This is a genomic window from Halocatena salina, assembly GCF_023115355.1.
Taxonomy (GTDB): Archaea; Halobacteriota; Halobacteria; order Halobacteriales; family Haloarculaceae; genus Halocatena; species Halocatena salina.
This window is the reverse complement of sequence record NZ_CP096019.1, coordinates 450,417-463,519: the sequence shown is the minus strand read 5'-3', so window position 1 is coordinate 463,519 and position 13,103 is coordinate 450,417. Positions and strand designations below refer to the sequence as shown.

Sequence of the window (13,103 nt, the reverse complement as noted above, 5' to 3'; positions counted from 1 at the left end):
TTAATTCTATCCAATGGTATCCCGTCGTGTATTTCTCAGCGGAGGAGGGGGTGTACTAACGGCAGTGCTTGCTGGCTGTCTAAACAGTGATAATTCGTCACTCGCCCCCGGAACGGATACGAGCACGGATTGGCCCTACCCTCGAGCTGATACTGCCAATACGGGATACGTTCCGGATGCGAAAGCACCTCGGGAGTCCGTCCGCGAACGCTGGACCGTCGGGAGAGAAACGGCGACTGGGATACCAGCGATCGTGGACGAGCGGATCTATCTTCCGACAGCAGGTATGCTCCTTGCTCTAGACGCCGAGAGTGGAAACGAACTGTGGCGGTTTACCCTTCCAGAGGCGAGAGACCCCTCTTCTCCCATCGTCTACGATGGGCGGGTGTATATGACGAGTGAAAAACGCCTGTACGCTCTCGATCCAGCGACAGGTACCTCCCACTGGTCTTACGGGGCCGACGGTCACGAGTATACCACACTTACAGTCGTCGCTGGTGAGGGGGTTCCCACGCCACACCTCATCGCCGGTACCACATCTGGAACGATAGTGGCAGTTGCGCTCCAGACAGGCGATGAGATGTGGCAGAAAGATCTTTCCAGTGCGATCTCTGCGTTCGGATTCCGTTCGTTCGTTCTGTACGTGGGGACTGACGAGGGAACGGTGTATGCGTTTTATTGGAAAGAGACCGATACGTTTCCACATGAAGCGTGGCGCAGTACGGTAGACGGTGCTATTGGAACGACGATTCCGTCTTCGGATGGTGTCGCCGTCCACACGACCGATGATTCTCTGAGCTTGCTCCAAGGCGGGGAATCGAATGGAACCACCCTCTGGACGATCGATCGTAAACTCGCACGTGTAGCTCCCATTTACACCAATCCTACGTTCTATACGGCTGGAACGCAGGGGATCACGGCGATTCGAGAGTATAACGAGCAGACGGACTGGCAGATCGATGGACGATACGACGCTGTTGCTCCCGTCGCTGCCGGGGACACTCTGTATCTCAGTAGTGGTGATACGGTCCATGCGTTCGCGGCTGACGGCGGTTTTGGAATCGGCTCGATACGCACGGGCGCAAAACGATGGTCTCATTCGACATCGTCCACTGTTCAGGGACTCGCGATCGCTAACGGTGCCCTCTTCGTCGCGTGTGAGGGATCCGATCAAACCTTGTACTGTCTCGAAGCAGCGTGACACTTCTGTGATGACTGATTGTACGGAACTGTCTCGCTCTACCATCATTCGAACACTCACAAAACCCCGACACTGCTGTACGACGGTTGCATCTCATTCAATCATACCACCGTTTGATGCTTCATCACGTTTTATACCCTCCTCCTCGGTAACATCGATACTGGGGAATGATACGAGACGGCACTCACAATCACTGTTGGATATGATGCATGATGATATAATAGAACAAGTATAAGTATATCCGATACTATAAATTTTGATCAATATGTGTGTGGAGATCAGTCAGTATCGGTCGTGCTGTACCCTGTTCTGGTCGGATTGCTCAGTGCTGCTGTGAGTGATACGTACTTCGTCTAGTGGTGATCGGACCCCAGCAAGAGACAACCATGACACGAACATTCCGAACCGCATTGACTGCTATCCTGCTCGTGACGCTCATCGCAGGCGGAGCTGGTACCGCTGCTGCCGAACAGACCGACATTAACAGCGGTGAGACGACAGTCGTTAATGACAACGATCTCGTTGAACTTGACAACGTTCTGAATAACATCAGCACCAACGTGTTGGGCGTTCAGGTCGACGACTCCAACGTGATCATCCTCTCAGCGCTGGATAACGATCAGGTGGATGAACAAGACGATGCTCAACAGAGAAGCGAACGAACCGAGATCAACAGTGGCGAAACCACGGTCGTCAACGACGACGACCTCGTGGACGTTGACGACACGGCCAACAACATCAGCACCAACGTGTTGGGCGTTCAGGTCGACGACACCAACGTACACGTCCTCTCTGGATAAAGAAGAAATATAATTTTTTATTTTTTGGTGTATTATTGGTATGATATATGTAGATACATCGTTACCGAGCTTTGTATCCGGGTGCCCTCTTTTGTTCCCATTACCAAATTTGATCGCGGTTCTTACTGATTCATCAGAGTTCGACTACAGGCCCTATCAATCATATCACTGTTTGATACTCCACCATATTTTATATCCTCCTCCTCGGTAGACAGCGATACTGGGGAATGACACAAGGCATCATCGAAAGTTATTTCGATATATTAAATATATTGGTATGATCGATAGATGATCAGGACAAACGACACTACCGATTTCGATTGGCATGCCGGTCGAATCGGTCGGTATCGGCTGTGCTGATCTCCCTCTCGATCGGATAATCGGCGCCGAGAATGGATGATGTACTCATCGTTCAACCGTGATCAGGCCCCAGCGAAGATCCAATCATGACACGAACATTCCGAACCGTACTGACCGTTGCCCTGCTCGTGACGCTCATCGCAGGCGGGGCTGGTACCGCTGCTGCCGAACAGACCGATATCAACAGTGGGTGTACCACTGTCGTTAACGACAACGACCTCGTGGACGTCGACAACACGGCCAACAATATCAGTACCAACGTGTTGGGCATTCAGGCCGACGACACCAACGTGCACGTCCTCTCTGGATAGAGAGACACGCGGTCGCATCCGTTTTTTGCGAAGACACAACCGCCAGCACTCGCTATCCTCGGTGTATCGATTCAGTGTCGCCCACAACGTTACTCTCCTGTCTGGGCCACCGACCGCCACACCAGAAACGATTCGTGGACCGTTAGGGACGCTCGTACTCCGGATCGAACATTTGGGCAGAGAGCGGTGCTGGGTCTCCTTCTGTGAGATTGTACTGCGAGAAGTCCTCGATGCCAGACTCTCGAAGGACCTCTTCGTCATAGAGTGCGTTCCCAGTGAACTGGTCAGGATCACGAGCAAGGATTTCGAGCACCGCATCCGCCACGACGTCCGGTGACCGCCAGTCGTCTTCGGTACCCATTCCGAAATACCGCGTTGCACGGGTATCGATGGCGGTAACGGGCCACAGGGTGTTGGCTGCGATCCCGTCGCTGGCGAGTTCCTTAGCGAGCGAGAGAGTTGCGAACGTCATACCGAGCTTCGACCACGAATACGCCGCGCTGCCCGGCGAACGATCCGTGGTGATCGGCGGTGCGTTTGTCAGGATGTGACCGCCCCCGATCTCGCGCAGGTGTGGAATGAACGCCCGACTGGTGAGATACGTTCCTCGCACGTTGACGTCAGTCATTAGATCGAATCGGTCGGCCGGCATCTCCTCGACAGGGGCTAATTGAATGGCGCTCGCGTTGTTGATGACGATGTCGATCTCACCGAACACGTCGATCGCCTCCTCGACAGCCGCCCGCACGTTCTCCTCGTCCCGGAGATTCAGCCGAATGGCATGGGCCTGTACGCCGCGTTCTTCACACTCTTGAGCGGTTTGGTGGATCGTCCCCGGCAACTCCCCACCCTCTTCGGTCGTCTTTCCCGTAGAAACGATGTTACACCCTGCCTCCGCGAGGCTGAGTGCGATCTGTTTTCCGATCCCTCGGGTTGTCCCCGTGATAAATGCGGTTCGACCATCCAAATCCGGTACCATACTCGCTACTCGATTCGCCCACAGATAAGCGATGTGAGTGTGACAGAATCGGCCGCACTCTCTTTGATTTCCAAACTACGATTTTCAACGAGTGTAATGTCGTATTTGGAAAGTTCTTGCTGTCGTGTCCGAATCGCGTCTTCAAATTATCATGTGACTGTCGAGATATGCGTGCTCACCGATAAGCGCCGCAGTCTCCGGGGGCTATTCGCCGGTGAAATCGGGCTCCCGGCGTTCCATGAACGCTGATGCACCTTCCTTGTGGTCGTGGGTTTCGAAGACGGCCGCCTGATGGGCAGCTTCGCGGGTCATCGCCTGATCGAGTGACTGTTCGAGACCTTGGTTGAGTGCTCGTTTCGAGGCTTCAAGCGCGATGGTGGGACCGTGAGCGAGTTGAGCGACGAACTCGGCGGCCCGTTCTTCGAAGTCCTCGTGGTAGACGTGGTTTATGAGACCGAACTGCTTTGCTCGATCGGCCTCAAGCACTTGACCGGTAAAGACGAGTTCTTTTGCGGTGTTCAATCCCACCAGTCGTGGGAGCAGATACGACGTTCCGGTGTCAGTCGCAAGCCCAACGTTCCGGAAGCCAAAACTGATCTTCGCATCACTGCTTCCGAGTTGGATGTCACACGCAATGGCGAGGTTCGCTCCCGCCCCGAACGCCACGCCCTCGATCAGCGCGACGGTCGGAAGATGACACTCATACACTCGTTGAACAGCGCGGCTCGTCTGCTGATGAATCCGCCGCACAGCCTCGTACAGTTCCACGTCGCCGCTCATTCGCTCCATCATCGCGGAGACATCACCCCCCGAACAGAACGCATCGCCAGCACCCCTGATCACGACGGCGCGGGCGTCGCTCCCTTCGATCGTGCGAATCGCTTCGATGATACCGGTTGATACGTCCTCGGAGAGTGCGTTTCGCATTCCGGGGTTGTTCAACGTGATCGTCGCGGTTCCGTCTTCGATGTCGAGCAGGACTGCATCCTCGCTCATTGGATGAGCCGCGTCGTCCACCAGCATAATTCTTCCGGGTCACTGAAACGATCGGATCGCATGCGCGCTTACACGCGTTCGATGAGTGTAGCAATACCCTGTCCGAAGCCGATACACATGGTCGAAAGTGCGGTGTCTAAGCCGGTACGGTCGAGTTCGTGGGCGAGTTTCGTTACGAGTGCAGCTCCGGTAGCTCCGAGTGGGTGTCCGTGAGCGATCGCCCCGCCGTTGACGTTAGTTCGATCCCAGTCTGCACCGGTCTCTTCGAGCCACGCACAGATCACCGGCGCGAACGCCTCGTTGACTTCGAACAGATCGATATCGTCGACCGTTATGTCGTGTTGGTCGAGGAGTTCCTGCGTGGCTGGAATGGGTCCTGTGAGCATCGTGATCGGATCGACGCCGACGACGTGGCTGTCGACGATCCGGGCCATCGGCTCCCAGCCGTGTTTGTCGGCAGCATCGGCACTTGCGATCAACAGTGCTGATGAGCCGTCTACGATCCCCGAGGAGTTCCCTGGATGAACGACACCGTCGCCCGGTGATCGAAACGCGAGTGGTAGATTGTGAAGCGTCTCCTCGGTCGTCTCGGGACGTGGGTGTTCGTCTCGCTCGACCGTCACAGGTTCGCCGTCGATCTCAGCTTCGACAGAGACGATCTGATCGTCATAGTGGCCTGCCTCCCACGCATCACCCCATCGATGTTGGGAATCGGCAGCGATCGCGTCGACGTCCTCCCGCGTGAATCCCCACTGCTCTGCGATCCGTTCGGCTCCCTCTCCTTGTGTTGTAAGCTCATCGAACTGCTCGAAATACGTTTCTGATAGGGAATTCCCATCCGAACCCATCGGCACACAGGACATGTGCTCGATACCGCCCGCGATGACCACGTCGTGTGTTCCCGCTTGTATCTGCCCGGCTGCGAAGTTGACTGCCTGCTGGCCCGACCCACACATGCGATTGAGCTGAACACCCGGAACGCCGTCACCCCACCCAGCGACCATCGAGGCGATCCGGCCGATGTTCAGTCCTTGTTCTTCGACTGGGGTTACACAGCCGTAGATCACGTCTTCGATGCTCTCTGGATCGAACCCGTTGCGCTCTTGGAGTCCGACCAACGGCTCGGCTGCCAGATCCTGTGGATGAATGTCACTGAATACACCCGATTGCTTGCCAAACGGAGTGCGGACGGCGTCGACGATGACTGCTTCTCGCATCGCTGTACCGTATTGTCTGATCACTCAAATAACTCATCGAGGGGATACGAGCCGTTTTATATAAGCTACTGGTTCACTGAGTACGGTTGCGTTGTCTCACACTGATTCGATGTAGCGATGTCGAATAATACTACGACTCGGATTCAGAGAATATTGCATTATTATAAATAATAAATAAAACATTAAATTTCATATATCCTAATTAAATTGGCATACAATTCAGGACGTCCACAAAACGTATAATGACTACCAACTGATTGACGATACATGCAACGACAGTCAACTCGACGGACATTCCTTACGACAGTCGGTGTAGCTGGGGCGATGTCGGTTGCTGGGTGTTCCTCGCTTCCGGGAAGCGGTGGATCAACGTCCACCCCTCCTACCGACACGAAGAACACGGATAACGGAACGAACGACGATTCCGGTGCACCTGGTACGTCGGTTGATGACTTCGAGGACATCTCGAGGTGGGAGGTCACCAACGGGCGGTTGCGAGGCACCGGTCAAGACGTGTTTCAGGGCAGTCAATCGATGGTGCTCGAACCCAAAAACGGTGCGAGCGAACCGGTTGCCAAGATTTCCCGCGCATTCTATCCGGAGGCGTTGAACCTCAGTAGCCACGACCTCTCATTGGCAGTAAAGGTAAATAAACCCGACAGTATCAAGGTACGGGCGGAGATCATCGCTCCTGCCCAAAGCACGATGCTCACGAGCACTCGACACATTCCGATCGAACTCGATGGCTGGGTCCGCTTTGATCTCGGGTACACTGGCAAACGGGGGAATCCGGTGTTGGACAGCGTGACCAAGGTGAACGTTCAGATCGGACCCGTGGACAAGCCGTTTCAGGTGTTGGTCGACGACCTGCGGAAGATACCGAAGCCCGACACCGGAAAGGTGATGTTTCAGTTCGACGACGGACACGTGAGTGCTTACGAAACGGCCTATCCGACGTTGAAACAGAACGGCTGGTCGGGCGCTGTCGCCGTCGCTCCGAACGCGGTCGGTGGCGATGACCGCATTACTGAAGCCGACATGCGTGAGATGGGCGGGGATGGATGGGATATGATCGGACACGCCAGTGAACTCCTCCCGGATCACTCATCTAAGGAACAACGACAGATCCTCCAGCAAACCAAACAGTATCTCGAAGTCAAGGGGTTCACGAACGGCGCTCGCCATTTCGTCGCTCCCTACAGCCGGGTCGATACGACCACTCTCAACCACATCAACGATCTGTTCGAAACCGGGTATCTCTTCGGAGCAGGGCCGAACAACGCCAAGCATCCGAGTAATTCTGCATTCATCTCTCGCGTACAGGGTCCATCAGCCGACGGAACGAGCCAAATCGTCGATATGGCCGCGGAATTCAACCAATTAGCTGTTATCTCGTACCACGAAATCGGAAGTGAGGGCGTTTCCGTCGATACGTTTGAGCAGATCGTCGACCACGTCAACAGCAAAGATGTCGATGTCGTCACCCCATCGCAGCTCATCGACAGCGATGGCTGGTGACGTTCGATGGAATCGATACTTGATCTTCCGTGGCGTTTTCCGGTAGCTGGGACGCCGTGATCATCACCGTTCTCCGTGAGTAATCGTCTGTCGAGCACTGTCTGCTACGTCTCGACTGATCGTTCGGTGTTACTCTGTCACACATTATGGCAAAACCCGCCTCGATCGGGTAGCATCGACATGACTGGCCGCAAGGCAGAGATACAATCTCATGGGTGAGCTTGTATCACAGGCCACGGAGAATTCATGAATACTGTCGAACAGTGGAAACAGGACAAACATCCGTTAGACGTTATCGACGACGTGTACGAATATGCTCACGAGGGATTGACGTTCGACGAGATCGAAGCCCGTGCCGGAGAGGGGGAGTGGGAGCGGCTGAAATGGGCCGGGCTGTACACGCATGGCCAACATCAGGGGTATTTCATGCTCCGAACGAAGGTTCCGGGGGGGTATTTGACTCCCGAGCAAGCCGAAGTGATCGGTACCGTCGCCGAGGAGTTCGCTACTGCTCCCGAGGCATTCGGCGGGAGCGAGCAAAACGAGGAGTGGGGTGACGGTTTCCTCGATATCACGACCCGTCAAGACGTCCAAATGCATTGGATCGAGATCGAGGACATCCCTGAGATATGGAAGCGATACGATGCGGTGGGTCTCACGACGGTACAGGGGTGTGGCGATGGTGCACGAAACGTCTTGGGCTGTCCGGTCGCAGGTCTCGACGATCACGAGTGTTTCGACGCTCAGCCGGTCGTGAACGCGGTTTCGGACTTTTTCACGGGGAATCGAGAGTATGCGAACCTTCCTCGGAAGTTCAAAATGACGATCACGGGCTGCCGGGAGGATTGTGCCCAATCACAGATCAACGACGTGGGATTGATACCGGCAAAGCGACGCATCGACGGCGAGTGGTACTACGGCTTTCACGCCCGCGTCGGTGGCGGGCTGTCGGATGGACCGCGGATGGCCTCACCGCTCGATGTGTTCGTCCCTCCGGAGGATACAGTCGAATTCTGTCGTGCCATCGCGCAGGTGTTCAAAGAGTTGGGTGACCGTCACAACCGCGGGGTGTGCCGAATGCGGTATCTTGTCGAACAGCTCGGTCCGGAAACGTTCGAGCAAGCCGTCCGTGACCGGTGTTCGGTTCCCTTGCGTGACCGCGGCGTAGATCTCACCGAAGGATACACCGGCGACCACGTGGGCGTTCACGAACAGAAAGACGACGGACTGTCGTACGTCGGCTTCAACGTCGTCGCCGGACGGATCGGTGGATCGGAGTTCGCGTCAGCCGCTCGTGCCGCTCGCCGATACGGTACCGACGAGGCCTCGGTTCGGTTGGCGACTGAGCAGAACTTCCTGCTCAGTCACGTACCGAACGACGCCACCGACGATCTCATCTCCGAGCCGTTCGCTGCCGAATACCAGCCCGATCCTGGTCCCTTTTCCCGGGGTGCAGTCGGTTGTACCGGCAGCGAATTCTGCAACTACGGAATCATCGAGACGAAACAGCGCGTGAAGCAGTGGGCGCGAGAATTAGACGACCGCATCGAGACGCCGGAAGATTTGGACGTCGTTCGGATGCACATGAGCGGTTGTTCGGCCTCCTGCGCCCAGCCCCAGATCGCTGATATCGGTTTCCGAGGCGAGACGGTCACGATAACCGATCCCGACCGAAGCTCCAACGACGAAGGCGACACCATCGTCGAAGGGATGGATTTCGGACTCGGGGGCAGCCTCGGCGTGGACAACGCCTTTATCGACTGGGTCGAAACGGCCGTTCCGGCTGAAGCCGTGATCCCAGCACTCGAACAGCTGTTTGCCGTCTACGCCGAGGAACGTGCCGATGGCGAACGATTCTATGAATGGTGTCGCCGGGTGGACAACGACAGACTGCGAACGCTCATGCAACGCGCCGATGCGCCAGTCTCACGGGGTGTTTCTCATGGGGACTGATCCGGCGTCCGCCAACGAGCGATCGCTGCCGGGCGTTCCGTCCGCTCAGCACACGGTCACGGATGGAGGAAGCGTTCCGACGAACGTTGATCGGGACGGCGATCTCGGCGAGATCGAATTCACCCAGCCAGCGGACGACGCCAGTCAGGACGTCGATCACGGCCGGCCCGACGAGCGCGTCGGCGTTCCCGATGGCGTGGCGCTCGATACGCCGGGATACGGCATTCGTGATGAGATGAACGGGATCGAAACGCCCGACGAGAAAACGTGGTTCATGGAACTCGACGAGGCAGTCATCCAGGACGACCGGTGTATCCAGTGTGGGACCTGTGTCGCGTCCTGTCCGTCCGATTCGATCGGAATCGGTGAGGACGGACTCCCGAAACTGGTGAAGATGTGTACGGGCTGTTCTCTGTGTTGGGACTTCTGTCCCCGGGGTGGACTTCGGTACGAGCGTCAATGGAAGATCACCGGCGGCGAGGACAACGTAAGCGGTGCGGGCGATCCAATCACCGAGTTCTCAGCCAAAGTCAGAGACGAGTGGCGCGAAAACGCCCAAGACGGCGGCGTCGTCACGAGCGTCCTGATTCATTTGCTCGAGGCCGACGAGATCGATGGGGCGCTCATCGCCACCGAATCCGAGACAGACCCTTGGAAAGCCGAGTCGTTCCTCGCAATCACACCCTCAGAGCTGATCGAGAACGCCGGGAGCTTCTACAACCAGACGATGGCGCTCGGAAATCTCGACATAGCCCGCTGGGAGGACAAACTCCCGGATAAATCTCCAGAAGATCTTTCGTTGGCGCTCGTGGGAACGCCGTGTGAGATCGAAGGTGTTCGGGCGCTTCAGGACTTCGAGTGGGACTATCAGTCTCAAAATGTGGGTGTGCGCGCGATCGATTACACGATCGCGCTGATGTGTACGAAAAACTTCAACTACCAGAAACTCATTGGAGAGCAACTCGAAGCAAAGCGAGGGATCGATCCGAATGACATCGGCAAGCTCGACGTGCTTCACGGGAAGATGATGGTGTACGACCGGGAGGGGGAGATGCTGCTCGAAGAGGACGTCGAACAGTTCCACGACGCGGCGCTCAAAGGCTGTGATGAGTGTGCGGATTTCTCGGGACTCTGTGCGGATCTGGCCGTCGGTTCGGTCGGAAGCAGCGAGGAGTTCTCTAGTGTTATTGTTCGCACTGAGACGGGCATGGCCGCGTGGGAACTGACGGCTGAGGACCTCGAGTACCACGATCTCGAAGACCGCAGCGCGATCGGCAAGCTTCAGGGCTGGGACAAAAAGAAGGCCTTCGACTCGCTCGAACGACCGTTCGATCCCGATGCACCTCGGTTCATCGAGTACACGGACCACGCAGATCAGTACGCTACCGAACCCAACCCCCACGACGCTGACCACTGATCGGGCGCGGATAACTCATTATTTGAAGCCTACAAATAAGTATTTGAATTTTTATTGATTGTAGGGGCAGATACGTGGACGGTCTCGAACCCCCCGAGACCGTTACTGTCGCACCGGATAGTACAATATAGTTGTTTGATTAGTTTCGAAAACAACCGCAACGGTTATACGACTATTACTGTTCATACCAACAATGCATCCAATACTCCAGGCGAGCGCTTCGACGAACAATTCGACAGTTTCGGATTTCGACAAGCTGATCGAGCAGTCCCAAGGAACGGCGTTCGAAGCGCTCGGGACGATGATAACGTTCGTCGCTGCGTTCGCGCTGTTGTACTACGCGCTGAAACGGGTATTCAAGCCTGCACTTCAGCGTCTTCTCCACTCCCGTGATGTGGACCCGACGGTGGTTAGCCTCTCGATGAGCATTGTGGAGGCGGTTGCCCTGCTCATTTCGATCGCGGCCGCCTCGACCATCGCGGGCTTCGAGGTCGTGATGTCAGCGTTTGCAACGCTCACCGGAGCAGTGGCGCTGGCGGTCGGGTTTGCCGCTCAAGACATGGTCAGCAACTTCGTGTCCGGCGTCTTCATCCTTCGCGACGAGCCGTTTCACGTCGGTGACTGGATCGAGTGGAACGACAACGAGGGAGTCGTACGCGAAGTTCAGCTTCGAACGTCGAAGATCGAGACGTTCGACAACGAAGTGATCACCGTTCCGAACTCCCATCTCGCGAACAACGCGGTTACGAACCCCGTTTCGAACGACACGCTGCGGATCACGTTCTTGTTCGGGATCGACTACGACGACGACATCGAACACGCAAAGCAGGTCATCCTTGAGGAAGCACGCAGCACACCGGGTACGGTCAGCGATCCGAGTCCTGTCGTCAGACTCACGGAGCTTGGTGATTCATACGTCGGATTGACGGGCGCGGTCTGGATCGCCGACCCGACACACAGTGACTACGTGAAGGTTCGATCCGATTTCGTCCAAGCAGTCAAAGAGCGGTTCGACGCCGAGGGAATCGACATGCCCTACCCCTTCACCGAACTCACTGGCGAGGTTTCGGTCTCCGATCCCGTCATGCCGCCCCAGCGTGACGCGACGGTCAACGACTGAACCGGTGTAAAACCGTCCGTTTTCCGATCACCGATCACCGAGCAACGAGCAGCGATCGGTCGAGGTCGGCAACGTTCGTTCGGCCGGTGTTTGCGAGCGTGAGGTCCAACCCCGCCCGGATGTTTTCGAGCACCGATCGAACACCATCGGCACCGTCAAGCGCCAACCCGTACACGACGGGACGACCGATTCCTACTGCATCGGCACCGAGCGCGAGAGCCGTGAGCGCGTCGGCTCCCGATCTGACGCCGCTGTCGAAGAACACGGCGCTCCGTCCAGCTACCCGTTCGACGATCCGGGGAAGCGCCTCAAGCGCGCCGAGTTCCCCATCGACCTGCCGCCCTCCGTGATTGGAGACGACGATACCGTCCACGCCATGGTCTACGGCTGTCTCAGCATCGTCGGGGTGGAGTACTCCTTTGATGACCACTGGGAGATCGGTCATCGAGCACAGATCAGACACCGCATTCCACGTAATCGTTGGATCGCCGAACACGTCGAGAAAGTGTTGGATGGCAGCGTCCTCGTTTTCCGCCGGTGAATCCGAAAGCCCATCACAGAACGCCGGATCACTCGTGTAGTTCGCGATCCCGTGTCCTTCGAGCATCGGGAGATACCCCTGTTCGAGATCTCGCTCACGCCACCCCAAAAGCGGCACGTCGACCGTGAGAACGATCGCGTTACACCCGGTGTTCTCGGCCCGCCGCACGAAGCTCTCGGTGATCGAACGATCCGACGACCAGTACAGTTGGAACCACGTCGGTGTCTCTCCCAGTTTGGCCGTGATCTCCTCGATCGGAGACGATGAAACCGAGCTCAGACAGATCGGAACGTCGAGATCCGCAGCTGCTCGTGCGGTTGCGAGGACTCCGTCCTCGTGGACGATCGACTGCACGCCGATTGGCGCGATCTGCAATGGGAGATCCCACTGTCGTCCGAACACGTCGACACTAAGATCGCGCTCGCTCACATCCCGAAGCAGCCGTGGCACGATGCGCCACTGGGCGAACGCACGGCGGTTCTCGTCCACCGTTTCCCCGCTACCGGCACCGCCAGAGACGTACGCCGCTGCCCGGTCGTCCATCGCCTCGATCGCTGCCGTTTCGAGGGCAGTCCATCGAACCGGGATCTCCGGTGGCTGATCGGCAAGTGTCCCCATCGCGTAGATCTCCTGTTGACGATACTCCCCGTACGGCTCGCTCGGATCGAACGTCATATTGATATGATAAAT

At 56.7% G+C, this 13,103-nt stretch carries 11 protein-coding genes; 7 read left to right on the top strand and 4 right to left on the bottom strand.

Translation table 11 applies throughout. From position 1 onward, the window contains the following. Positions 1–13: 13 nt before the first annotated feature. The 3 genes from MW046_RS02400 (at position 14) to MW046_RS02390 (ending at position 2,672) form a co-directional block, all read left to right on the top strand. Positions 14–1,201 (top strand): outer membrane protein assembly factor BamB family protein, encoded by a 1,188-nt coding sequence (locus MW046_RS02400; protein ID WP_247993975.1) that lies wholly within the window; start codon positions 14–16, stop codon positions 1,199–1,201. Between the two features lie 386 nt (positions 1,202–1,587). Then, positions 1,588–2,001, top strand: a complete 414-nt coding sequence (locus MW046_RS02395) for a hypothetical protein (protein WP_247993974.1) — start codon at positions 1,588–1,590, stop codon at positions 1,999–2,001. A gap of 446 nt (positions 2,002–2,447) precedes the next feature. Then, entirely contained in the window at positions 2,448–2,672 is a 225-nt protein-coding gene (locus MW046_RS02390) for a hypothetical protein (RefSeq protein ID WP_247993973.1), read from the top strand. A gap of 142 nt (positions 2,673–2,814) precedes the next feature. Here the strand turns inward: MW046_RS02390 and MW046_RS02385 are convergent, their stop codons facing one another. The 3 genes from MW046_RS02385 to MW046_RS02375 form a co-directional block, all read right to left on the bottom strand. Continuing rightward, positions 2,815–3,651 (bottom strand): SDR family oxidoreductase, encoded by an 837-nt coding sequence (locus tag MW046_RS02385; RefSeq protein WP_247993972.1) that lies wholly within the window; start codon positions 3,649–3,651, stop codon positions 2,815–2,817. A gap of 204 nt (positions 3,652–3,855) precedes the next feature. After that, positions 3,856–4,647 carry an enoyl-CoA hydratase/isomerase family protein gene (locus MW046_RS02380; protein ID WP_247993971.1) on the bottom strand — a complete coding sequence of 264 codons (792 nt, stop codon included), beginning with the start codon at positions 4,645–4,647 and terminating at the stop codon, positions 3,856–3,858. Between the two features lie 68 nt (positions 4,648–4,715). Next, entirely contained in the window at positions 4,716–5,864 is a 1,149-nt protein-coding gene (locus tag MW046_RS02375) for a thiolase family protein (protein ID WP_247993970.1), read from the bottom strand. Positions 5,865–6,131: 267 nt separating this feature from the next. Here MW046_RS02375 and MW046_RS02370 point away from each other — a divergent pair, with 267 nt between their 5' ends. The 4 genes from MW046_RS02370 to MW046_RS02355 all read left to right on the top strand — a co-directional run bounded on the left by MW046_RS02370 (position 6,132) and on the right by MW046_RS02355 (position 11,872). Continuing rightward, positions 6,132–7,382 carry a polysaccharide deacetylase family protein gene (locus MW046_RS02370; protein ID WP_247993969.1) on the top strand — a complete coding sequence of 417 codons (1,251 nt, stop codon included), beginning with the start codon at positions 6,132–6,134 and terminating at the stop codon, positions 7,380–7,382. 246 nt (positions 7,383–7,628) lie between these two features. Then, positions 7,629–9,335 (top strand): nitrite/sulfite reductase, encoded by a 1,707-nt coding sequence (locus MW046_RS02365; protein ID WP_247993968.1) that lies wholly within the window; start codon positions 7,629–7,631, stop codon positions 9,333–9,335. Beyond that, on the top strand, positions 9,325–10,752 hold the full coding sequence (locus MW046_RS02360) for a Coenzyme F420 hydrogenase/dehydrogenase, beta subunit C-terminal domain (protein ID WP_247993967.1): 1,428 nt from the start codon (positions 9,325–9,327) through the stop codon (positions 10,750–10,752). The genes MW046_RS02365 and MW046_RS02360 overlap by 11 nt, the downstream gene beginning before the upstream one ends. A 193-nt stretch (positions 10,753–10,945) precedes the next feature. Next, positions 10,946–11,872: a mechanosensitive ion channel family protein gene (locus MW046_RS02355; protein ID WP_247993966.1), complete on the top strand. Its 927-nt coding sequence runs from the start codon at positions 10,946–10,948 to the stop codon at positions 11,870–11,872. A gap of 34 nt (positions 11,873–11,906) precedes the next feature. On the opposite strand, the gene MW046_RS02350 is transcribed toward MW046_RS02355, so the two are convergent. Next, complete coding sequence (locus MW046_RS02350) at positions 11,907–13,088, bottom strand: alpha-hydroxy-acid oxidizing protein (protein ID WP_247993965.1); 1,182 nt, start codon at positions 13,086–13,088, stop codon at positions 11,907–11,909. Between the last annotated feature and the right edge of the window lie 15 nt (positions 13,089–13,103).